The organism is Bradyrhizobium sp. 139 (assembly GCF_023074175.1).
In the GTDB taxonomy this organism is placed as follows: Bacteria; Pseudomonadota; Alphaproteobacteria; order Rhizobiales; family Xanthobacteraceae; genus Bradyrhizobium.
Map to the genome: position 1 here is coordinate 191301 of NZ_JADPKS010000069.1, position 21284 is coordinate 212584.

Here is a 21284-nt window from a genome sequence, read left to right on the forward strand (position 1 = left end):
CAAACAATGCTTTGCCCAAACAAAAAGAGGCGGGCCTGCGTCCGCCTCTTTGTTTGGGATCTAACCTGGAGCCTCAGTAACACGCGCGAGGATCGGCCTGCACATACTGGCCGCTCGGATAGCGGTAGTAGCAGTTGCCCTGGGCCAGATAGTAGCCGGGGCGCGAGGCAGCCGTAGCGCCGGCGATTGCGCCGGTGGCGCCGCCGATCACCGCGCCTGCGGCCGCGCCCGAGGCGTTGCCCGAGATCAGTCCGCCCAGCACGCCGCCGACGATGGCGCCGCCAAGCGCGCTTGCGCCGGGATCAGCCGGCGGCGGAGGCGGCGGCGGTTCGTAGGCGACGGGAGGCGGCGCCGGGGCATAGGCCAGCGGCATGTCGTCGATATAATCCTCGGAGACGTAGACCGGCGGACCGTCCATCCGCTGCGGATAATAGTACCAGACGCCGCCAACGTCCCACCACCAGCCGGAGCGGCCGTTGTGGACCTCATGGCGCCAGCGCCCGCCATCCCAGGCAACATTGCCGCGATAGGCGTGCCCGCCCCAGTCGCGCGCCGGTGCGGGACCCCTGGCGTAATTGCGTCCAGGCGGCGGACCGCCGGCCCCGTGCGGGCCAGGACCGGCATGACCCGGGCCGCCGGCGTGAGGCTGGCCGCCGGGCTGCGGCGCGGGCCGGGCGGCCTGCTGCGGCGGGGGCCCCTTGCGCATGTTCTGATTGTTCTGGGGCGGCGCGCCGGCGCCTGTCCCTGCCGGCGGATGGCCGTCGTGCCTTGGCGGCCCAGAGTCCTGCGCCTGCGCCGAGAGCGCGAGCAATGACATGGCCGAAACCAAGGGAATGATGATCTTCATGCGGCTGGACGCACTCATGCGTGCTTGACCCCCTGCTCTCTCGATTGCCGTGATGCCTGCGCGATAGACGATTCGCCTCGCGCCTGACTGATGCCGGTGACATAACTGACCTGCTTTGGTCGGCTAAGTCCCGTTACAAACGATTAAGATCACGGCAATTTTCGGCCCGACGGGTCGCGGCCGGAGCCGTTCTAGCGCGGCGGCTCGATCACGTTGCAGTTGGTCCGTCCCGACATCAGGCAATCCTGCATCTTGCTGGCCGAGGTGAGATCGCGGGCGAGCCACCAGCCGACGCAGAGGATCACGATCGCGATGATCAATCCGGCAATCGCGCCACGACGGTTGTCACCGGATTGAGGCTTTGCAGGAGATTTGGGCTTTTCGCCCGATTCGGGGTTGGACTCGGATTTCTGCTCGGGCTCGGACATGGCTGGCTGACCACAGGGGTGAGCCGGCTTTATCACCGATGCGACGTCGCGTCACATCCCGTCCAATCCGTCACATTCAGCCTCGGGTCGGCCGGATCGCATCCTTGCGCGAGGTTTCGACCGCGGGGGTTGCCCGCGGTGCGCAGGTCGTGAGCACGAACGCAGTCTGGGTGCATTCCCAATCCGCGCCGAGGACGGCACTTTCGATCGGCTGCGGACGGGCGAGCAGCAGCGCGGCGCCGGTCACGGCTACCGCCGCGACGGCGATTGCCAGCGCCTTCAGGCTCAGTCTTGAGATCGTCATGCCCGTGCTCCGTCTCGTATCGGGCGGACGCTAGGCGCCGCTCCGCGTGCTCCCTTATGAGGGACATCACAATTCGGCAGTTTTTCCGGGCTACGAGAGATCGTCGGGGGTGGCGATTTTTCGTCTACCTGATCGGCTGCGATTATAGGTGGCTTCGCGACGCGCGCCGATGTACACGCTTCTGCGTCGCGTGGCGCCCGCTATGCCCAGCCGACGTACCAACAGCCAGTGATGTAGGACCGAAAGCGAGGATGACAAGGTTCGTTCGATGAGTGGATTTAGGGAACCAGGCTTCTCCGACCGACAAAAGGCGGCGCAGGAAGCACGTAAAAACCTTTTAAACAAATTCAAATCCCAGCCCGGGCCGGATGATCCCGCGGTTGTGGCCAAGCGTGCGGAACGCGAGGCCCTCGCCGCCAAGCGAGCCGAGGCAAAGGCTGCGCGCGAGGCGGAAAAGGCCGACCAGAAGCGTCTTGAAGAAGAGGCTGCGGCGCTCGAGGCCGCGCGGATCGCCCGCGAAGCCGAAGAAGCCGTCGCGAAAGCGGCTGAAGCCGAGGCCGAGCAAAAGGCCAAGCGAGACGCCCGCTACGCCGCCCGCAAGGCCAAGCGCAAGTAACGTTCGCAAGTCACGGTCAATTGAATTTGGACTGAAACATTACTCCGGGGCGGTCCACGTGACCGCCCCCGGACTTTTGGCGCGCGCATCTGCCTCTCGCAAACGCTGCGAGGACGGCAGAAGATCAGTTCTTCTTCATCATCCCGTTGTCCTTCTTCATCCCGTCCTTCTCCTTCGACATCGTATCCTTCTTCATGCTGTCGTCCTTGGACATGGTATCCTTCTTCATGCCGTCCTTGGACATCGTGTCCTTCTTCATCATGCCGTCATCCTTGCCCATCTTGTCCTGGGCAAAGGCGGCCGGCGAAAGCGTGAGGCCAAGCGACAGAGCGGCAGCCGAGACGCCGAGCACGATGCGGGTGCGAATGGTCATGATTTGTATTCCCTTCGATATCTGTTTGGCAGCGATGGACGCCGCTATTCAATCTCGACGGATCGCCACGCGGCGTTGTTACGCGGTCGCAGATAAATTTCTGCGCGCTGGCTGCCTCCTTCGTTTGGCGTAGTCTCGCCTGGATCGAAAGTGTGCAGCGCAGCAAGGCCAGCACTTGCCCCGGCATTCGATCTCGAACTATCAGATGAGAGAACATCGGGCGGAAGACCGGCTAGGATGGGCCTAGCGCCGGTCTCATGACCCGCCAAATCAACACCCAACAAGAACTGTCCAAGGGGATCAAACCATGCTCACGCGCCGCCACCTGCTCGCGACCGCCGTCGCGGCACCCGCCATTCTCCGCTTCGGCACCGGCACCGCGCATGCCGCGACCACGCTGAAGATCTCGCATCAATTCCCGGGCGGCACCATCGACAAGGGCGATTTCCGCGATCGGCTCTGCCGCATGTTCGCCGCCGAAGTCGCCAAGCGCAGCAATGGCGACATCGCCGCGGAAATCTATCCGAACTCCTCGCTGATCAAGACCAACGCGCAGTTCTCCGCGATGCGCAAAGGCGCGCTCGACATCAGCCTCTATCCGATGCCTTACGCCGGCGGCGAATTGCCGGAGACCAATATCGGCTTGATGCCGGGCCTCGTGACCACCTACGACCAGGGTATGCGCTGGAAGAAGGAGCCGGTCGGCAAGGCGCTGACGGACTTTCTCGCCGACAAGGGCATCATCCTGCTCACCTGGGTGTGGCAGGCCGGCGGCGTCGCCAGCCGTTCCAAGCCGATCGTCGCGCCTGAAGATGCCAAGGGCCTGAAGGTGCGCGGCGGCTCGCGCGAGATGGACATGGTGCTCCAGACCGCGGGCGCCTCGGTGCTGTCGGTGCCCTCGAACGAAATCTATGCGGCGATGCAGACCGGCGCGTGTGATGCCGGCATCACCTCCTCGACCAGCCTGATCTCGTTCCGGCTCGAAGAGGTCGCGAAGTCGCTGACCTCGGGCGCAGGCGCCTCCTACTGGTTCATGCTCGAGCCGCTGATGATGTCGAAAGCGATCTTCGACAAGCTGCCGAAGAACCAGCAGGACGTCCTGCTCGCGGTCGGCACCGAGCTCGAAGCCTTCGGCCGCAAGGGCGCGCAGGATGACGACGTCGAGGTCACCAAGGTCTATGAGAAGGCCGGCGCCAAGGTCTCGGCGCTCGATGCGGCCACCGTCGGCAAATGGCGCGACATCGCCCGCGACACCGCGTGGAAGGACTACGGCGCCAAGACCGCGACCTCGGCGAACCTGCTCAAGCTCGCCTCCGACGTCGCCGCATGAGCCACGGTCCGCTTCCGGATCGTGACGGCCAGTCAAACGCTGCCGCAAGGACCGGCCTTGCGGCGGCGATCGATCGCGGTCTCGCCGTCCTCAATAACATCATCGTCGTGTTCGCAGCGATCGCGCTGATCGCGGCCTGCGCGATCCTGAGCTACAGCGTGCTCAGCCGCGCGCTGTTCAAGGCCGCCAATTACTGGCAGGACGAGGCCGCCGTATTCCTCTTGGTCGGCGCCACCTTCATGACGGCGGCCTATGTGCAGCAGAACCGTGGCCATATCGGCATCGAGGCCTTTGTCGGCCTGCTGTCGCCGCTCGCGAACCGGATCAGGCTCTGGCTGGTCGATGCCGCGACGCTTTTGTTCTGCGCTTTCTTCACCTGGAAATCCTGGACGCTGGCCCATGAAGCCTATGTCGACGGCCAGGTCTCCAACTCGATGTGGTCGCCGCCGCTTGCCATTCCCTATTCGCTGATGGCGTTCGGGATGAGCCTGCTCTGCGTCCAGATCATCGTGCAGCTTGTGCTGCCTTTCGCAGGAGCCAAGCGGCCATGAGCGTTTTCGGTATCGGGCTCGCCTACGGAATCGCGACGCTGATCATCATGTTTTCAGGCATGCCGATCGCGTTCGCGCTTGGCGCGGTCGCGGTCGTGTTCATGGGCATCTACATGCCCGCCGCTTCGCTGGATACGGTGACGCAGAACGTCTACGAGGAGATGGCCTCGATCACGCTGCTGTCGATCCCGCTCTTCATCCTCAAGGGCGCGGCGATCGGCAAATCGCGCGCCGGCCAGGATCTCTATTCGGCGCTGCATGCTTGGCTGCATCGCGTGCCCGGCGGCCTCGGCGTCGCCAACGTGTTCGCCTGCGCGCTGTTCGCGGCGATGGCGGGCTCCTCGCCCGCGACCTGCTCGGCGATCGGATCGGCCGGCATCCCCGAGATGCGCAAGCGCGGCTATTCCGGCGGTTTTGCCGCCGGCATCATCGGCGCCGGCGGCACGCTCGGCATTCTGCTGCCGCCCTCGATCACCATGATCCTGTTTGCGGTTGCCGCCGAAAAATCGCTCGGCCGGCTCTTCCTCGCCGGCATCGGCCCCGGTCTGTTGCTGGTCTCGCTGTTCGGCGCCTATGCCGTGATCCGGTTCCGTCAGGAATATGCCGCGGCCGAGGCGATCTACAAGAACGGCGGGCCTGAGGCTGCGATCCTCGCCCGCGACGAATACACGCTCGCCGAACGCTTCAGCGTGCTGCCGCGCGTGATCCCGTTCGTGCTGCTGCTGACCGGCGTCATGATCGCGCTCTATGGCGGCTACGCCACGCCGTCGGAGACCGCCGGCCTCGGCGGCCTTCTGGCACTGGCGCTGATCGCGGCGATCTACAGCGTGTGGCGCCCGAGCGATCTCGCGCCCATCATGAAATCGACGATCCGGGAATCGACCATGCTGATGATGATCATCGGCATGTCGCTGCTCTATTCCTACGTGATGAGCTATCTGCACATCTCGCAATCCGCAGCCGAATCCGTCGTCGCGATGCATCTGCCGCGCTGGGGCTTGTTGTTCGCGATCCTCGTCATGGTGGTCGTGCTCGGCTTCTTCCTGCCGCCGGTCTCGATCATTCTGATGACCGCCCCGATCATCCTGCCGCCGCTCCGCGCCGCCAATTTCGACATCATCTGGTTCGGCGTGGTCATGACCATCGTGATGGAGATGGGGCTGATCCATCCACCGGTTGGCCTCAACATCTTCGTCATCCGCAACGTCGCGCCTGATATCCCCTTGCGCGAGGTGATCTGGGGCACCCTGCCCTTCGTGCTCTTGATGATGGCCGCAGTGCTGCTGCTCTGCTTCGTGCCGGGGATCTCGACTGCGTTGCCGGACCTGGTGATGGGGCCGGACGGGAGCAGGTGATGCTCTCTCCACCGTCGTTGCGAGCGCAGCGAAGCAATCCAGACTCTTTCCGCGGAAGGATTCTGGATTGCTTCGCTTCGCTCGCAATGACGAGGAGCTAGGAAACGGCGCGCTTCTTCTTGGCGTTGAGCGCGGACGCCACGCGGCTCGCGGGCGGCTTGCCCAGCACGACGCTCATCTCGTTCGTAGCCGCGAGCAGCTTGTCCATGTCGACGCCAGTCCCGACGCCCATGCCTTCGAGCATGTAGACGACATCCTCGGTCGCGACATTGCCCGTCGCGCCCGGCGCGTAGGGGCAGCCGCCGAGGCCGCCGGCGGCGGCATCGACGACGCGGACGCCCTCCTCCAGGCCGGCATAGAGATTGGCAAGCGCCTGTCCATAGGTGTCGTGGAAATGCATCGCGAGCTTGGCGGTCGGGATGTTGGCGCTGACAGCGCGCAGCATCTCCTTCGCCTTGGTCGGTGTGCCGACCCCGATGGTGTCGCCGAGCGAGATCTCGTAGCAGCCAAGATCCCACAGCGTGCTGGCGAGATCCGCCACCGCCTTCGGCTTGATCTCGCCGTCGAAGGGGCAGCCCAGCACGCAGGAGATATAGCCGCGCACCCTTACGCCATCTGCCTTGGCACGCGCCAGCACCGGCTTGAACCGCTCGATGGATTCGGCGACCGTGCAGTTGATGTTGGCCCGCGAAAAGCCTTCGGAGGCCGCGGCGAACACGGACACCACATTCGCACCGGCAGCGCGCGCGGCATCATAGCCCTTCTCGTTCGGCACCAGCACGTGAAATTCGGCGCCCTTCACATGGCTTACGCCGCGCAGCACGGCATCGGAGCTTGCCATCTGCGGGATCGCCTTGGGCGAGACGAAGGCGCCGACCTCGACCGTGGTCAGACCGGCCGCAACCAGCGCCTCAATGAAGGCAATGCGGGCCTCGACACTGACGGGCGTCTTCTCGTTCTGGAGGCCGTCGCGCGGCCCCATTTCGATGATGCGAACCTGCTCGCTCATGCCGCTCTCACTCGCCTGACAGTTCGACCACGGCCAGCTCGACGCCTTCCTGGACGATGTCGCCGACCTTGCATTTGATGGATTTCAGCACGCCGGCATAGGGCGCGCGCAGCGTCTGCTCCATCTTCATCACTTCTAGAGTGAGGATCGGCGCGCCCTTTTCGAGCTTGGCGCCCTCCTCGGCCAGCACGGCGACAACCGTGCCCGGCAGCGGTGCTGCGATCTTGTCCGCGCCGAGCTGCTCCTCGGTCTCGCCGCCGAACGGATCGACCCAGTGCAGGTCGAAGCGCCCGTTGCGCGTGCGCAAATACAGCTCATGACCGTCGATCACAGCCACAACGGCCGATTTGACGCCGTCGAGCGTCAGATCGAAGCCGCCGTCACGCGGAGCAATCGCGAAAGCCAGCTCGCGCTCGCCGATGACCAGCGTCGACGGCCCGCTGCCGTAGTTCAGCGTGATCGTCTGCTCGGAGCCGTGTCCAACGCGGAAGGCAAAACCACGCTGGCGGCGGCCGACCGGCATCCAGCCAAAGGTCTGCCAGGGCGACTTCACGTCCGTTTGCGCAGCCTGTCGCTCATCATTGACGATCGCGGCCACCGCGGCGCACAGCTCGAGCTCGCCGGGCGCTGATGCGGCCGGCGTCAGGGCCGCCAGCTCGCGCTCGATGAAGCCGGTGTCGATCGCGTTCGCCCGTACCTTCGGATGCGTCATCAGCGCCGACAGGAACGGGATATTGGTGACGATCCCGCGGACGTCGGAGTCTTCCAGGCCACGGTTCAGCCGCTCGATCGCGACATCCCGCGTCGGCGCCCATGCGATCATCTTGGCGAGCATCGCATCGTAATAGGGCGAGACGCTATCGCCTTCGCGATAACCGGAATCGATCCGCAGGCCTCCGCTTTCCGTCGGCAATCGCCAGGTCGAGATCTTTCCGACCGATGGCATGAAATTCTTGGTCGGGTTTTCGGCGTAGACCCGCGCCTCGATGGCGTGGCCGTTGAGCCGGATCTCGTCCTGCTTGAGCGGCAGCGCCTCGCCGAAAGCGACGCGCAGCTGCCACTCGACGAGGTCGATGCCGGTGATCAGCTCGGTCACGGGATGCTCGACTTGCAGACGGGTGTTCATCTCAATGAAGAACACGTCCTTGCCGTCGGATACGAACTCGATCGTGCCGGCACCGACATAATTCACGGCACCGGCCGCCTTGCGGGCGGCGGCACAGACCGTCTCGCGCTGCGCGGCGTTGAGCGTCGGCGACGGCGCTTCCTCGATCACCTTCTGGTGGCGGCGCTGCAGCGTGCATTCGCGCTCGAACAGCGACAAGAGATTGCCATGGCTGTCGCCGATCACCTGCACCTCGATATGGCGGGGATTGTCGACATATTTTTCGATCAGCATGCGATCGTCGCCGAACGCGGCTTTTGCCTCCCGCTTGGCGCTGACGATCGCGGGCCCAAGTTCGTCCGCAGATCGGACGACGCGCATGCCGCGGCCACCGCCGCCGGCAGAAGCCTTCACCAGCACGGGAAAGCCGACCTTGTCGGCCGCTCTCGCCAGCGTCGCCTCGTCCTGGGCCTCGCCGTGATAGCCGGGCACCAGCGGCACGCCGGCCTTCTCCATCAGCGCCTTGGAGCCGGATTTCGAGCCCATCGCCGTCATCATCCCGGCGGTCGGGCCGACGAAGACCAGACCCGCATCGAGGCAGGCCTGCGCAAACTCGGCATTCTCCGACAGGAAGCCGTAGCCGGGATGCACCGCTTCCGCGCCGGTCTTTCGCGCGGCTTCGAGCAGCCGCTCGACATTGAGATAGCTGTCGCGCGCTCGTGCGGGCCCGAGCAGCACGGCTTCATCCGCGAGCGCGACATGCATCGCGTCGAGGTCGGCCTCGGAATAGACCGCGACCGTGCGCAGGCCCATGGCGCGGGCGGTGCGGATCACGCGGCAGGCGATCTCGCCGCGGTTGGCTATCAGGAGGGTGCGAAAACGCCGGTAGAGTTTTGAGCGGTCCATCGCATCACATCCTGAACAGGCCGAATTTCGTCGGCTCGATCGGCGAATTGGACGCCGCCGAAAGGCCAAGCCCGAGCACGAGCCGGGTGTCGGCCGGGTCGATCACGCCGTCGTCCCAAAGACGCGCGGTCGCATAATAGGGATGCCCCTGGCTCTCATATTGCGCGCGGATCGGGCTGCGGAATGTCTCTTCGTCTTCCTTCGACCAGCTATCGCCCTTGGCCTCGACATTGTCGCGCCGGACCTGGCTCAGCACCATCGAGGCCTGCTCGCCGCCCATCACCGAGATACGCGCGTTCGGCCACATCCAGAGGAAGCGCGGTGAGTAGGCGCGGCCGCACATGCCGTAATTGCCGGCGCCATAGGAGCCGCCGATCACCACCGTGAATTTCGGCACCGAGGCGGTCGCGACCGCCGTCACCAGCTTGGCGCCGTCACGTGCGATGCCGCCCGCCTCGTATTTCTTGCCGACCATGAAGCCCGTGATGTTCTGCAGGAACACCAGGGGAATGCCGCGCTGGCAGCACAGCTCGATGAAATGCGCGCCCTTGAGCGAGCTCTCGCTGAACAGGATGCCGTTGTTGGCGATGATGCCGACCGGATAGCCCCAGATGTGGGCGAAGCCGCACACCAGCGTCGTGCCGTAGAGTTTCTTGAATTCATCGAACTCGGAGCCGTCGACGACGCGGGCGATGATGTCGCGCACGTCGAACGGCTTTCTGCCGTCGACCGGCACCACGCCGTAGATCTCCTCCGCCGCAAACAGCGGATCACGCGGCGCATGCATGTTGAGGTTCGGCCGCGCCTGTGGCTTCAGCGTGCCGACGATGCGCCGGGCAATGCCGATCGCGTGGGCGTCGTTCTGGGCGTAGTGGTCGGTCACGCCGGACTGCCGCGAATGCACGTCGGCGCCGCCGAGTTCCTCCGCGCTCACGACTTCGCCGGTCGCGGCCTTCACCAGCGGCGGGCCGCCGAGAAAGATGGTGCCTTGATTGCGCACGATGATGCTCTCGTCCGACATCGCCGGGACATAGGCGCCGCCGGCGGTGCAGGAGCCCATCACGATCGCGATCTGCGGAATGCTGGCCGCCGACATCTGGGCCTGGTTGTAGAAGATGCGGCCGAAATGGCGCTCGTCCGGAAAGATCTCATCCTGGAGCGGCAGGAAGGCGCCGCCGGAATCGACCATGTAGATGCAAGGAAGGTTGTTCTGCCGCGCCACGTCCTGCGCGCGCAGATGCTTCTTCACCGTCATGGGGTAATAGGTACCCCCCTTGATGGTGGCATCATTGGCGACGACCACGCATTCGCGGCCCGAGATGCGCCCGACACCGGTGACGACGCTCGCCGAATGCACGTCACCGCCATACAGGCCGTAAGCTGCAAGCGGCGACAGCTCCAGGAACGAGGTTCCGGGATCAACCAGCAGATCGACGCGCTGGCGTGCCAGCATCTTGCCGCGCATGGTGTGGCGGTTGCGCGAGACCTCGCCGCCGCCGCCGGCGACCTGGCTCAGCTTTTCGCGCAGATCAGCGACAAGCCCGCGCATGGCTTCGGAATTGCCCGCAAAGTCCGATGAAGACGTATCGATGCTGGAATGGAGCGGCATGTGGTCCCGCGTTTCTGGTGATTGCTGAGGGGCCGCGGACAGGTTGGACCCATTTCGCGGCAATTCCAATTGTGGGGGCTTACGCCGTCTCCGCCATCAGCTCGCGGCCAATCAGCATGCGGCGCACTTCCGAAGTACCCGCGCCGATCTCGTAGAGCTTTGCGTCGCGCCAGAGACGTCCGACCGGAAACTCGCTGGTGTAGCCAACGCCGCCGAGTGCCTGGATTGCCTCGCCGGCCATCCACGTCGCCTTCTCCGCGGAATAAAGGATCGCGGCGGCCGAATCCTTGCGCAGCGTGCGCGCATGATCGGTGCGGTCGCAGGCCCGCCCGACGGCATAGACATAGGCGCGCGTGGCCTGCCAGGTCGAATACATGTCGGCGAGCTTGCCCTGCATGAGCTGGAAATCGCCGATCGGCTGGCCGAACTGTTTGCGCTCATGCATGTAGGGCACGACGGCGTCCATGCAGGCCGCCATGATCCCGAGCGGGCCACCCGAGAGCACTGCGCGCTCATAGTCAAGGCCGGACATCAGCACCTTGACGCCCTCACCGACGCCGCCGAGCACATTCTCCTCCGGCACTTCGCACTCATCGAAGAACAAGGGATAGGTGTTGGAGCCGCGCATGCCGAGCTTGTCGAGATGCTGGCCGTGGGTAAACCCCTTGAAGCCTTTCTCGATGAGGAATGCGGTCATGCCGCGCGGTCCCGCCGCCGGATCGGTCTTGGCATAGACGACCAGCACGTCGGCATCGCCGCCATTGGTGATCCACATCTTCGAGCCGTTGAGGACATAGTGGTCGCCGCGCTTGTCGGCGCGCAGCTTCATCGAGACGACGTCGGAGCCGGCGCTGGGCTCGGACATCGCCAGCGCGCCGACATAGGCGCCGGAGATCAGTTTTGGCAGATAGCGCGCGCGTTGCGCGTCGTTGCCGTTGCGGCGGATCTGGTTGACGCAGAGATTGGAATGGGCGCCATAGGACAGCCCCACGGCCGCCGAGCCGCGCGAGATCTCCTCCATGGCGACAACATGGGCGAGATAGCCCATGTTGGAGCCGCCATATTGCTCCGGCGCGGTCATGCCGAGCAGGCCGAGGTCGCCAAAGCGCTTCCAGAGATCGGCCGGGAACAGATTGGCCTTCTCGATCTCGGCGGCGCGCGGGCTGATCTCCGCCTCCACAAAGGCGCGCAGCGTGTCGCGCAGCATGCTGATGTCTTCGCCCAGATCGAAATCGATGCTCGGGATGTTCAAGGCGATTCCTCCGTATTTTGGGGACCGAACCTAACGGCATCAGGGCCCTTCTGCGGTCGAAAAGGTTGCATTTTCCGCCAAACTTGGCGAGGATTTTCCCATGCCTTTTCAAGCCGCCGCCGCGACCCCGCGCCGCGCCGTGACCCCTGCCGCCTTCGTCCGCGGCGTCGTTGCCGCTTACGAACGCTACGGCCGCGATCCGACCGAGGCGCTGAGCCGGGGTCAGGTAGCGCCAGACCTTGTCAATTCTCCGGATGGGCGGGTGACGGCCGGCCAATTCGAGGCGCTGGCGGGCCATGCCATGCGCGAGCTCGACGACGAGGCACTCGGCTGGTTCTCGCGCCGGCTGCCCTTCGGCACCTACGGCATGCTGTGCCGCGCCTCGATCACTGCGCCCAATCTCGAGGTCGCGGTCAAGCGTTGGTGCCGGCATCACCGCCTGCTGACCGAGGACGTGCTGTTCGAACTGGCCGTCAGCGGCGAGACCGCGGTCATCTCCCTTCGCGAGCAGCGCGACCTTGGCGCGGTTCGCGAGTTCTGCCTGGTCACCCTGCTCCGCTATGTGCTCGGCTTCTCATGCTGGGCGATCGATTCCGCGATCTCGCTCCGCGCGGCGGAATTTCCCTTTCCCGAGCCCCACCATGTCTCGGTCTATCCGACCATCTTCTGCAAAACCGTCAGCTTCGGTGCCGGTCGGGCCGGCATCGTCTTCGACAAGCACTATCTCTCGCTGCCGCTCACCCGCAATCCGGCCGACCTCGACAACATGCTCAAGGGCGCGTTGCGGCTGACGGTGCTGCCTTATCGGCGCGACCGGCTGCTGGTCGAGCGCGTCCGCCGCGTGCTTCGCGAAGCGCGCGGACGTATCCTCGGCGCGGAGGACATCGCAAGCGAGCTCGCGCTTTCCACCCGCACCATGCATCGCCGCCTGCGCGAGGAAGCGACCTCGCTGCGCGATCTCAAGGAAGAGGCAAAGTTCGAGCTCGCCAAGCAGGAGCTGATGCGCGGCCATGCGCCGATCAAGCGGATCGCGGAGATCGCCGGCTTCCGCAACGAAAAGAGCTTCTCCCGCGCCTTCCGCACCTGGACCGGCGCTTCCCCGCGCGAGTTTCGCGGCCGGTATCGCTGAGGCGCGGGCCTTAAAGCAGACGTCTCGAAGGATGCGCCACGAGGCCTTCGTTCGCCACGCATCGGCGCGCAGAACCACGGGCCGTCATGCTGTTGCGGCCCCCGAGCTCACCCCCGGGGGCCGCAATATCTCGAAACCGATCTCGATTTCAGGTGTTAGTTCGAGTTGGTCTGCCCGCCCGAGCGAAGCTTGGTGCGCGACCTCGTCTGCTTCGGCTGATAGGCGAGCGCATCATTCGAGGTCTTCGCACCGCTGCTCTGCGAGCACGAGCCGCCGATGCCGCCGGATGCGGCACGGCAGGCCTCCATGGTCGGATAGCCGCAGCCATGAGCTGCCTGGGCGCCATTGGTGATGCAGAAGTCGTCTGCGTTCGCAGCCGGTGCGGTCATCATGAGAAACGCAGATGCAAACAGCGTCGCAGCGGATGCGACGAACGTCTTCGAAATCGTTGTCATGTTGTCTTTTCCTGCTTCAGGGTCCCACAAAAGGAGTCCTCGGCCTGCCACGCAGGCAGAGGTTCACACCTCGCATGTAGGCCGGGCCTCGGAACCGGCAATCACGGCTTAGCGCATTGCAGGACTTCCCAAATCACATGTCACAGTTAGGTGAGTTACTAAGTAAAAAAGTGGATCCACGATTCGCCTTTTCTGAAATCGCCGTCGGGCAACGCCGCTCGGCTATCGCAGATAATGCTTCGGAGCGGCTGTGAGCATGCTGGCCTTCATGGTTCGAGACGCCCTAAGGCAGTGCTCCTCACCAGGAGGTCTAGAATTTCGCCGCGAACCGAGCCCTCGTCCGAAGGAGCCCGCCCAAAGCGGGCGTCTCGAAGGATGGCCGCGACAAAACCGTCTGCTACGTTCTTTTTCGTCTGCGATTGCCCTGCTCTATCCCGCCGACGCGGCTACAAGCTCCTGCAACGGCAGCGGCACGTCCTTCGCGACGCCGAGCACGGGGAAGCTGCGGACGTTCTTCACGTTTGGCATCGCGGCAAAGTGCAGGAGCTGCTGGCGCATGCTCTCAACGCTCGGCGCCACGCATTTCAGGAAATAGTCGGTGTCGCCCGAAATCCGCCAGCACTGCTGGATGGGCGGGATCGCGGCGATCGAACTCTCGAAGGCCTCCAGCACCGGCTGCGCCTGGCTGCCGAGCTGGATCGAGACGAACGACACCACCTCATAGCCGAGCAGCCGCTCGTCGATCACCGCGCGGACCGCCCGGATCACGCCGCGGCTGAACAGTGATTTCAGCCGCCTCAGGCAATTGGGCGCTGAGACGCCGACGCGCAGCGCCAGCTCGTTGTTGCGAACCCGTCCGTCCCGTTGCAGCTCCGATAAAATCTTTAAGTCGACGCCGTCGAGCTGGTCACGCCCGGCCATACCCCACCCCGCCCTGATCCGTCTTGCCTCGCGCCAGCGAAGCACGCCGCGGAATCGCTGCCAAGGACTTCAACGGTGGGCGAGTCCTGCGTCATAGCCGGGCTTGTCCAGGCTTGTCCCCGCCATCCACGTTCTTTCACGTGGTCCCAACAACGTGGAGGCCCGGGACAAGCCCGGGCGTGGCGAACGTAAACCTGATCGAGCCTCAATGCGTCCAGGGCTCGCCGCGGCGGAACGAGAAATTGTCGGCATAGGCGGCCGGCCGGCGTACCGACTCGTTGGGCTCGATCACCTGGTAGGCGATGCCCTTGCGCTCGCAATAGGCGACCGCCTCTTCCTTGCTGTGGAAGTGCAGCGTGATCTGCTGCTTCATGTCACCGGACGAGGTCCAGCCCATCAGCGGCTCGACGGCGCGCGGCTGCTCCGGCTCGTAATCGAGCTGCCATTCCTTCGTCTTGGACCGGCCGGATTGCATCGCGTTCTTGGCGGGCTTGAAAATGCGTGCGGTCATGGCTGGTCCGGGCCTCTTGGTCTTTTCGTTCGATTTCGATGCGTCACGGTGGCAGTTGGTGGAAACCGCGGGCATAGTATAGAGACACCGTTCGGGAACTGATCGGTGATTCCGCGCCCCCGGGCACCTGCCGACGGGTATAGTCATTATGCTGCACCGTGACAATTGCATACCCGCCTTCCGCGCCGGGATCCCGCCCGGCGGCACTGCCTCGCCGACATCAGCGCATCTGTGCCCTCCGAAAGCTCCCGTCGCATGGCCTTCCTGAACATCAACGCCACGCTCCCCGAAAAGGGCCGTGACCTCAGGCTCGACCTGTTTCGCGGCATCGCAAACTGGGCGATCTTCCTCGACCATATCCCCGACAACGTGGTGAACTGGATCACGACGCGCAATTACGGCTTTTCCGACGCCGCTGACCTGTTCGTGTTCATCTCTGGCTACACCGCTTCCTTCGTCTATGCGCGGATGATGCTGGAGCGCGGCTTCCTCGTCGGCGCCACAAGGCTGACCAAGCGGGTCTGGCAGCTCTACGTCGCCCACATCATCCTGTTCGTGATCTACATCGCCTCGATCAGCTATCTCGCGCTGCGCTTCGGCGATTCCGAGATGATCAACGAGTTCAACGTCGCCGGCCTCGTCGACAACGCCACCGAGACGCTGCGGCAGGGCCTGTTCCTGCGCTTCAAGCCGCTCAATCTCGACGTGCTGCCGCTCTACATCGTGTTAATGGGGCTGTTTCCGCCGGTGCTCTGGTTCATGCTGCGCAAGCCCGACCTGACGATGGCGTTGTCCATCGTGCTGTGGCTGACCGCGCGCCACTTCGGCTTGAACCTGAACGCCTATCCGGCCGGACAGTGGTACTTCAACCCGTATTGCTGGCAGGTGCTGTTCGTGTTCGGCGCCTGGTGCGCCATGGGCGGCGCGCGGCGCTCGATGACGCTGATCAATTCGCGTATCACGCTCTACCTGTGCCTCGCCTATCTCCTGTTCGCGCTGATCATGACCATGGCCGGCCGCTTCCCGGGACTCGCCGCGCTGTTCCCGGAGTGGCTGTTCTCGGCCTTCAATCCAAACGACAAGACCAACCTTGCGCCCTATCGCTTCATCCATTTCGTCGTGATCGTGATCATGGTGATCCGCTTCGTGCCCAAGGACTGGCCGGGGCTGGAGTGGAAGATATTCGATCCGGTGATCGTGTGCGGCCAGCAATCGCTCGCCGTGTTCTGCGTCGGCGTGTTCCTGTCCTTCGTCGGCCATTTCGAGCTGTCGATGAGCTCCGGCTCGCTGCTGGCGCAGATCTTCGTCAGCGTCGCCGGCATCGCGATCATGACGACGGTGGCCTATTACATCTCGTGGTCGAAGAAGCAGGACAAGCCGCTGAAGCCGCCGCCGGCCAAGCCCGCGGCCTCCTCGCCTGCAAAGGCCGCCTGATCCCGGCGGCAGAGGAGCCGGCTCAGGCCGCTTCGCTGTCGTACTCGGTGAACTTCTTGTAGATCCAGTCGCGGCCGTCGTGGCGGCGCCAGACCCTGCCATAGACGAACTGCCCGTTGATCGAGCGGCGCGGCACGATCACGGTCCAGAGGTGCCAGATCTCGGTCCAGCTTGATTGCGAATGGACGGTTCGGGCGTTGAGATCGAAAGACATGACGCAGAACTCACCGGATATGAGCGCCGCGACGAACTGTGATCCTGCGTGAGCACCGATTGCAGGCAGCCCATCGCGAGCCGGACCGATCTGATAACAGCCGCCAAAGCGGCCGCAACAACCGCTCGCCCTTAACCTAACCGATCAACCTTACTTCTTGTGAGCGTGCGGCAAGAGCGGTTGAAAGCCGGCGCCGAGTTTCCTACACTGGATGCGCGATTTGAGAATGAGCACGTCGTTTTGAGGACGCGCGGTGATTTTTGAGCTGGCACGAATTTTAAAAGAATTGGAATTTTGAAAAGCATAGGCTTGCTGAGGCAACCACAATGAATTTGCAATGTGCATGTCTGCGCCTGGCGTTCCGATCGACGCCGCCGGCGCTGCTCGCGAAGACGCCGGCGCAGGAGCTGCCGAAGGCCGCCAACGACAATAACCTGGTCTGGCCGTTCCTGCCGTTTCCGCTCGGCTGGTACGCGACGAACTGATCCCGAAAAAGCGCAACGCCGCGCAAGCGGAATATCATCGCTTGGCGGCGTCCGTTTAGGCATTGGGCGCTGAAATCCCCCAACACCCATATGTCTGTGGCGACAGCCAAAGGTTCGACGCAATTTTGCGAATTCTGCGCCGGACCGGCCGGCGCAATGCCTTGAACAATCGCGCGGAAGTGGCGTGCGCAGAGAATAAGCGGGCTCGAACGATTCGACATTCGCCGCCGGTGGTGATTTATTTGTGCTTATTTCTTACGTTCATTGGAGGCTGTGATGTTTAGATTATCGATCGCTGCCGCTCTAGTGCTTGGGATCACGGCTGCGGAAGCACAGCAAAGCACTGCGCCGAAAGCGGCACCGAACCAAGCGAAGCTCGAAAAGTGCAGGCAGCTCGCCAAGGAACGCGGGTTCGGCTCCGGGATGGAGAACGCCAAGGGTGGCAATAACATGCGGTCGTTCGTGATAGCCTGCATGCAAGGCAAGCAGAGCTGAAGGCCTGCATCTCGACCACACGTTCGGCTTGGCGCCGACGGCTCTCGCCGCGCTGGTCGTAAGCCGGCGTCGGGAGATGGATCAGGTCTATGCCGGCGAACTCCCGACCATTCACCTTGTAGGTCGGTTCGAGGTCGCGGTCGTCTACGGAAACGGGTGCGGTCTTGGGATCGAGCCGCATCAGTTCGGCCGCCTTGCCGCCGTCAACGCGAACGATTTGCGCGAAGGCGCCCCAGGGCTGCAACAGTGCGTCGGCCGTGAGCTAGTTGCGGGATAGCGCGGCCGGGGTCCAGCCGTTCGGCGCGTCGTGCAAAAGGGCGTAGAGCGGATGATCGGGGGCCTTCTCTTTGCCGCCGTCAGGGAGCTTTTTGTAAATGTGAAGGGGCAGCGAGCCGGCCGCCTCGGAGATCGATCGCACCGCGCACGCGAGTGGAGCGCACGTCATGGCGGTATGAGGCGTGACAGTCACGCCGGCCAGCGTCGGGCTCGCGGCGAACAAATCGAAATAGAAGCCGCTGCCGTCAGCTAGGCTGGTCGCGGCTTTGGTCTCGATGCCGAGAAGAGATTTGAAGCGGGTCGCGAAGGACAAAAGGTACACAACAGAGGTTGGCCCGCTGGTCAGGCGGAGCGAGGAAGTCTCTCTGTGCTGTGTGCTGTGCAATTTTGTTTCGGCATCCAATAGCTGCGCCGACCAACTGTTACGAGTTGCACCATTTTTAGTTGGTTGCATTCGTACAAGACATTGATTTTAGGAATATGGTCGGGGCAGCTGGATTCGAACCAACGACCTGCAGTACCCAAAACTGCCGCGCTACCAGGCTGCGCTATACCCCGAATGTCCGGCGAGCCCCGTCGATACACGCTTCCCAAAGCGCCAGCAAGCTCCCTCCGGGCGTCGGCAAAGCTGGCAACGCCACGCCCGATGGCCCTATTTGGTGCCGAACAGCGGATGGCCGACGCGGTCGCCGGGGCGGATGCCGTATTTCTGCGCCGTTCCCGCCACCACCTCCAGGACGGCCCGCGCGGGCCCCTGGGACGAGATGATTTTGGTCGACCGCGGCTCGGTGTTTTCGGCGATGCGCAGGATGCGGCCGTCGGCGCGGATGAAGATCATGTCGAGCGAGACGTAGGTGTTCTTCATCCACATCGACACTTCCTGCTCGGGTTTGAAGTCGAACAGCATGCCTTTTCCGTCAGCAAGTTCCTTGCGGTACATCAGCCCGCTCTGCTTCTCCTCCTCGGTCGTCGCCATTTCCACCGAGAACACCTGCACGCCGCTTCTGGTGACGATCTCGAGCGGCTGGAAGCTGGCGGCACCGGCGGGCGCGCTCGCGGCGGCACAACCGACGACGAGGATGGCGGCCAGCCAGCCCCTCGCCATGGACCAGACAGCCTTTCGATCGAACTTCATGGGACGGTACTCAGGGCGTGGGACTGGACCAGTCCTTACGCGGCGACTGTGACAAAAGCCAGAGCCGCGCCGGCCGGCCTGCGCGCCTCTTGTCACGATTGCGGGAATTGCGATCGGCGGCCGCTAGTGCGACTGCAATCCGGGCGATCCCGTCTCGGGATGGATCTCGGCCGCCATCATGCCCTTGGAGCCGGGTCCGAAGCGGACCAGGACATATTGGCCGGGCCGCAGCTCGGTCATGCCGAAGCGGCGCAGCGTCTCCATGTGCACGAAGATGTCGGGCGTGCCCTCGCCGCAGGTCAGGAAGCCGAAGCCGCGCAGGCGGTTGAACCATTTGACCTGGGCCCGCTCCAGCCCGCTGGTCGCGGTGACCGTGACGTGGGTGCGCGGCGGCAGCATCTGCGCCGGATGGATCGCGGTCGACTCGTCCATCGAGACCACGCGGAAGGCCTGGTAGCCCTTGGCGCGCTGGATGCACTCGACGACGATGCGGGCGCCCTCATAGGCCGTCTGGAAGCCGTCGCGCCTAAGCACGGTGACGTGCAGGAGCACGTCGGGCCAGCCATTGTCGGGAACGATGAAGCCGTAGCCCTTTGAGGCGTCGAACCATTTGATGACGCCGTGAACCTCGACGAGGTTCGCGCTGCCCTCACCAGGTTCGGCGAACGGGCTGAGCGCGCTGTCGCGACCGCCGCCGCCGTGTTCGCCCACCGCGGGAACTCCGATCTTCTTGGACTCAAATCCGTCCGACGACCCCATAACCCCGGACCCCACACATGCTATGCAACCCGCCTGATTGGCGGCGTCGAATCACGCGTCTTTAGAGAATCTTCTCAAATGACGCGACGCGAATCTTTCGACTCAAAAGATAACACTCCCGGTTGCGACGCATAGATAAAAAAGAGATTCGCCGGAACCTATGAACAGCTTGCATGGCCGCGAATCAAACTGATGCCTCAATTTGCGACAAAGGGCCCGAGAGTCTCGCCGATGTCATGGCGGATGACGAGGTCGGCAATATCGTCCTGATCGGTCGGCTCGCGATTGATGATCACCAGACGTGCACCGGCGTTCTTGGCCATCATCGGAAAGCCCGCCGCCGGCCACACCACGAGCGAGGAACCGATGGCGATGAAGAGGTCGCAGGCTTGCGACAGCGCGGTCGCGCGCTGCATTTCGTCCTCGGGCATCATTTGGCCGAACGAGATCGTCGCGGTCTTCACCGGCTCGTCGCACGCGGTACAGTTGGGCGCGGCGCCATCCTCGTCGAAGCGACACTTCACCCAGTCGAGCTGATAAGCCTGCCCGCATCCGACGCAGCGCGCATAAGTGGTGTTGCCGTGAAGTTCGATCACGTGTCCGGCGGCGAAGCCCGAAGCCTGGTGCAGATTGTCGATGTTCTGGGTGATGACGGCAGGAATCTTGCCGGCGCGGTAGAGCGAGGCGAGCGCGCGATGCCCGCGGCCGGGCTTGGCCGCGGCAAAGACCTCCTCCATCGCAAAGCGGCGGCGCCAGGATTCGTCGCGAGCCTCCTGGCTGGCGACGAATTCGTCGAACGGGATCGGTCGGTTGCGCGTCCAAATTCCACGCGGCGAGCGGAAGTCGGGGATGCCGCATTCGGTCGAGATGCCGGCCCCGGTGAACGGCACGATCCTCTTCGCCTCGGCGATCATGTCGCCGAGCCGTTCAACGCCGCTGCGAAGATCCGATGCAATCAATCGCGGCCTCCCGATTCGGCTTTGCGCTTGCTGCAAGATGCGCAAGCGACAAGTTTGTTGACGCTTTTATCCACCGCCAAGAGAACTTCAAGAGAACTTGTAGCAAGCCGCGCTCAGCAATTTTTCCGACCCTCGCTTATCACAATCCTGCAATGCCTCCTCCCCATTGACGCCCCAATCAGAAGCGCCAATGCAGGTGTTGAATGCGACTCAAGGCGTGATGCGGCGGCGCTGCTTGAGTTGAGGTGTGCACATATACTCAGGTGTAAGGGGATTGATATGACCGAAGACGAACGCAAAATCCGCGAACGCGAAGAGATCGCCGCCCGTGTCGCCGCATTCCGTGCCACGCAGGAAAAATTCCAGCGCGAGCGCGAAGAGTATTTCGTGTCAACGCTCGACAACGCGCGCAAGGCGGAGCGGCCCTCGCTCTGGCCGTAAGACGTCTCCGATCGCCACGCATAAGAAAGCCCGGAGCATCGCTCCGGGCTTTTTGCTTGTTCGACCGTTACCAGTGACGGTAGTAGTAATGCCGGCGGTAGTACGGGCCGCCACCGTAATAGGCGTACGGGCCGGGACCGTAATAGTAACCGGGGCTGTCATAATAGCCGTAGCCGGGGCCGTAACCGTACGGATGCGACGCAGCGACCGCGCCCGCGGTGATCGCGCCGGCGGCCAAGCCGAATGCGAGACCCGGGCCAATGCCGCGACCGCGCGCCTCGGCCGGCGCAGGGGCTGCGACCGCCGTCGCGCCGACGGCTGCGACCGCGGCCAGAACGGCCAGTGTCTTCTTCATGTTTTCCTCCTTCGCACCTCGCCGAGACAA

General features: G+C 63.9%; 26 protein-coding genes and 1 tRNA gene. 9 read left to right on the top strand and 18 right to left on the bottom strand.

Features of this window, described 5'->3' with window-relative positions; genetic code table 11:
* Window positions 1-73: 73 nt before the first annotated feature.
* From IVA80_RS16470 to IVA80_RS16480, 3 genes are all read right to left on the bottom strand, one after another.
* The gene (locus tag IVA80_RS16470) at window positions 74-865 is read right to left on the bottom strand and encodes a hypothetical protein (protein ID WP_247431968.1); all 792 of its coding nucleotides are present in this window, start codon (window positions 863-865) and stop codon (window positions 74-76) included.
* Between the two features lie 173 nt (window positions 866-1038).
* Window positions 1039-1275 (bottom strand): DUF2273 domain-containing protein, encoded by a 237-nt coding sequence (locus IVA80_RS16475; RefSeq protein WP_247431970.1) that lies wholly within the window; start codon window positions 1273-1275, stop codon window positions 1039-1041.
* A gap of 76 nt (window positions 1276-1351) precedes the next feature.
* Window positions 1352-1579 carry a hypothetical protein gene (locus IVA80_RS16480; RefSeq protein WP_247431973.1) on the bottom strand — a complete coding sequence of 76 codons (228 nt, stop codon included), beginning with the start codon at window positions 1577-1579 and terminating at the stop codon, window positions 1352-1354.
* A gap of 268 nt (window positions 1580-1847) precedes the next feature.
* On the opposite strand from IVA80_RS16480, the gene IVA80_RS16485 reads away from it, so the two are divergent.
* Window positions 1848-2195 carry a DUF6481 family protein gene (locus IVA80_RS16485; protein ID WP_247431976.1) on the top strand — a complete coding sequence of 116 codons (348 nt, stop codon included), beginning with the start codon at window positions 1848-1850 and terminating at the stop codon, window positions 2193-2195.
* Between the two features lie 124 nt (window positions 2196-2319).
* Here IVA80_RS16485 and IVA80_RS16490 read toward each other — a convergent pair whose 3' ends face one another.
* Window positions 2320-2568 carry a pentapeptide MXKDX repeat protein gene (locus IVA80_RS16490; RefSeq protein ID WP_247431979.1) on the bottom strand — a complete coding sequence of 83 codons (249 nt, stop codon included), beginning with the start codon at window positions 2566-2568 and terminating at the stop codon, window positions 2320-2322.
* A 307-nt stretch (window positions 2569-2875) separates the two neighbouring features.
* Here IVA80_RS16490 and dctP point away from each other — a divergent pair, with 307 nt between their 5' ends.
* From dctP to IVA80_RS16505, 3 genes are read left to right on the top strand one after another with little or no spacing between them, the layout of a single operon-like run.
* Window positions 2876-3898, top strand: a complete 1023-nt coding sequence (dctP, locus tag IVA80_RS16495; protein WP_247431982.1) for a TRAP transporter substrate-binding protein DctP — start codon at window positions 2876-2878, stop codon at window positions 3896-3898.
* The gene (locus tag IVA80_RS16500) at window positions 3895-4449 is read left to right on the top strand and encodes a TRAP transporter small permease (RefSeq protein WP_247431985.1); all 555 of its coding nucleotides are present in this window, start codon (window positions 3895-3897) and stop codon (window positions 4447-4449) included. Before dctP ends, IVA80_RS16500 begins: the two co-directional genes overlap by 4 nt.
* Window positions 4446-5804: a TRAP transporter large permease gene (locus IVA80_RS16505; RefSeq protein WP_247431990.1), complete on the top strand. Its 1359-nt coding sequence runs from the start codon at window positions 4446-4448 to the stop codon at window positions 5802-5804. Before IVA80_RS16500 ends, IVA80_RS16505 begins: the two co-directional genes overlap by 4 nt.
* A 97-nt stretch (window positions 5805-5901) precedes the next feature.
* Here IVA80_RS16505 and IVA80_RS16510 read toward each other — a convergent pair whose 3' ends face one another.
* The 4 genes from IVA80_RS16510 to IVA80_RS16525 form a co-directional block, all read right to left on the bottom strand.
* Entirely contained in the window at window positions 5902-6813 is a 912-nt protein-coding gene (locus IVA80_RS16510) for a hydroxymethylglutaryl-CoA lyase (RefSeq protein WP_247431993.1), read from the bottom strand.
* Window positions 6814-6820: 7 nt separating this feature from the next.
* Window positions 6821-8824 carry an acetyl/propionyl/methylcrotonyl-CoA carboxylase subunit alpha gene (locus tag IVA80_RS16515; RefSeq protein WP_247431996.1) on the bottom strand — a complete coding sequence of 668 codons (2004 nt, stop codon included), beginning with the start codon at window positions 8822-8824 and terminating at the stop codon, window positions 6821-6823.
* Window positions 8825-8828: 4 nt separating this feature from the next.
* On the bottom strand, window positions 8829-10433 hold the full coding sequence (locus tag IVA80_RS16520) for a carboxyl transferase domain-containing protein (RefSeq protein ID WP_247431999.1): 1605 nt from the start codon (window positions 10431-10433) through the stop codon (window positions 8829-8831).
* Window positions 10434-10512: 79 nt separating this feature from the next.
* Complete coding sequence (locus tag IVA80_RS16525) at window positions 10513-11685, bottom strand: isovaleryl-CoA dehydrogenase (RefSeq protein ID WP_247432002.1); 1173 nt, start codon at window positions 11683-11685, stop codon at window positions 10513-10515.
* A 100-nt stretch (window positions 11686-11785) separates the two neighbouring features.
* Here IVA80_RS16525 and IVA80_RS16530 point away from each other — a divergent pair, with 100 nt between their 5' ends.
* Entirely contained in the window at window positions 11786-12814 is a 1029-nt protein-coding gene (locus IVA80_RS16530; protein WP_247432005.1) for an AraC family transcriptional regulator, read from the top strand.
* Between the two features lie 155 nt (window positions 12815-12969).
* Here the strand turns inward: IVA80_RS16530 and IVA80_RS16535 are convergent, their stop codons facing one another.
* From IVA80_RS16535 to IVA80_RS16545, 3 genes are all read right to left on the bottom strand, one after another.
* The gene (locus tag IVA80_RS16535) at window positions 12970-13269 is read right to left on the bottom strand and encodes a DUF3551 domain-containing protein (RefSeq protein WP_247432009.1); all 300 of its coding nucleotides are present in this window, start codon (window positions 13267-13269) and stop codon (window positions 12970-12972) included.
* Window positions 13270-13698: 429 nt separating this feature from the next.
* Window positions 13699-14190 (bottom strand): Lrp/AsnC family transcriptional regulator, encoded by a 492-nt coding sequence (locus IVA80_RS16540; protein ID WP_247432012.1) that lies wholly within the window; start codon window positions 14188-14190, stop codon window positions 13699-13701.
* A 205-nt stretch (window positions 14191-14395) separates the two neighbouring features.
* On the bottom strand, window positions 14396-14701 hold the full coding sequence (locus IVA80_RS16545; protein WP_247432015.1) for an ETC complex I subunit: 306 nt from the start codon (window positions 14699-14701) through the stop codon (window positions 14396-14398).
* A gap of 255 nt (window positions 14702-14956) precedes the next feature.
* On the opposite strand from IVA80_RS16545, the gene IVA80_RS16550 reads away from it, so the two are divergent.
* Entirely contained in the window at window positions 14957-16135 is a 1179-nt protein-coding gene (locus IVA80_RS16550) for an OpgC domain-containing protein (RefSeq protein ID WP_247432018.1), read from the top strand.
* Window positions 16136-16157: 22 nt separating this feature from the next.
* On the opposite strand, the gene IVA80_RS16555 is transcribed toward IVA80_RS16550, so the two are convergent.
* Complete coding sequence (locus IVA80_RS16555; protein ID WP_247432021.1) at window positions 16158-16349, bottom strand: hypothetical protein; 192 nt, start codon at window positions 16347-16349, stop codon at window positions 16158-16160.
* Between the two features lie 326 nt (window positions 16350-16675).
* Between IVA80_RS16555 and IVA80_RS16560 the strand changes: the two genes are divergently transcribed.
* Complete coding sequence (locus IVA80_RS16560) at window positions 16676-16834, top strand: hypothetical protein (protein WP_247432024.1); 159 nt, start codon at window positions 16676-16678, stop codon at window positions 16832-16834.
* Window positions 16835-17405: 571 nt separating this feature from the next.
* A complete protein-coding gene (locus IVA80_RS16565; RefSeq protein WP_247432027.1) occupies window positions 17406-17606 on the top strand; it encodes a hypothetical protein in 201 nt (66 codons plus the stop codon).
* On the opposite strand, the gene IVA80_RS16570 is transcribed toward IVA80_RS16565, so the two are convergent.
* The 5 genes from IVA80_RS16570 to IVA80_RS16590 form a co-directional block, all read right to left on the bottom strand.
* Window positions 17592-17918, bottom strand: a complete 327-nt coding sequence (locus IVA80_RS16570; RefSeq protein WP_247432030.1) for a phage portal protein — start codon at window positions 17916-17918, stop codon at window positions 17592-17594. The genes IVA80_RS16565 and IVA80_RS16570 overlap by 15 nt on opposite strands.
* Window positions 17919-18086: 168 nt before the next feature.
* A tRNA-Pro gene (locus tag IVA80_RS16575) sits at window positions 18087-18163 on the bottom strand.
* A gap of 94 nt (window positions 18164-18257) precedes the next feature.
* Window positions 18258-18740 carry a DUF192 domain-containing protein gene (locus IVA80_RS16580; protein WP_247432032.1) on the bottom strand — a complete coding sequence of 161 codons (483 nt, stop codon included), beginning with the start codon at window positions 18738-18740 and terminating at the stop codon, window positions 18258-18260.
* Between the two features lie 123 nt (window positions 18741-18863).
* On the bottom strand, window positions 18864-19499 hold the full coding sequence (locus IVA80_RS16585; RefSeq protein ID WP_247432035.1) for a cold-shock protein: 636 nt from the start codon (window positions 19497-19499) through the stop codon (window positions 18864-18866).
* Window positions 19500-19696: 197 nt separating this feature from the next.
* Window positions 19697-20458 (bottom strand): NAD-dependent protein deacetylase, encoded by a 762-nt coding sequence (locus IVA80_RS16590; protein WP_247432038.1) that lies wholly within the window; start codon window positions 20456-20458, stop codon window positions 19697-19699.
* Between the two features lie 279 nt (window positions 20459-20737).
* Between IVA80_RS16590 and IVA80_RS16595 the strand changes: the two genes are divergently transcribed.
* Window positions 20738-20899 (top strand): hypothetical protein, encoded by a 162-nt coding sequence (locus IVA80_RS16595; RefSeq protein WP_247432041.1) that lies wholly within the window; start codon window positions 20738-20740, stop codon window positions 20897-20899.
* Between the two features lie 67 nt (window positions 20900-20966).
* Here the strand turns inward: IVA80_RS16595 and IVA80_RS16600 are convergent, their stop codons facing one another.
* Window positions 20967-21254, bottom strand: coding sequence for a hypothetical protein (locus IVA80_RS16600; RefSeq protein WP_247432044.1), 288 nt, complete (start codon window positions 21252-21254; stop codon window positions 20967-20969).
* Window positions 21255-21284 lie beyond the last annotated feature (30 nt).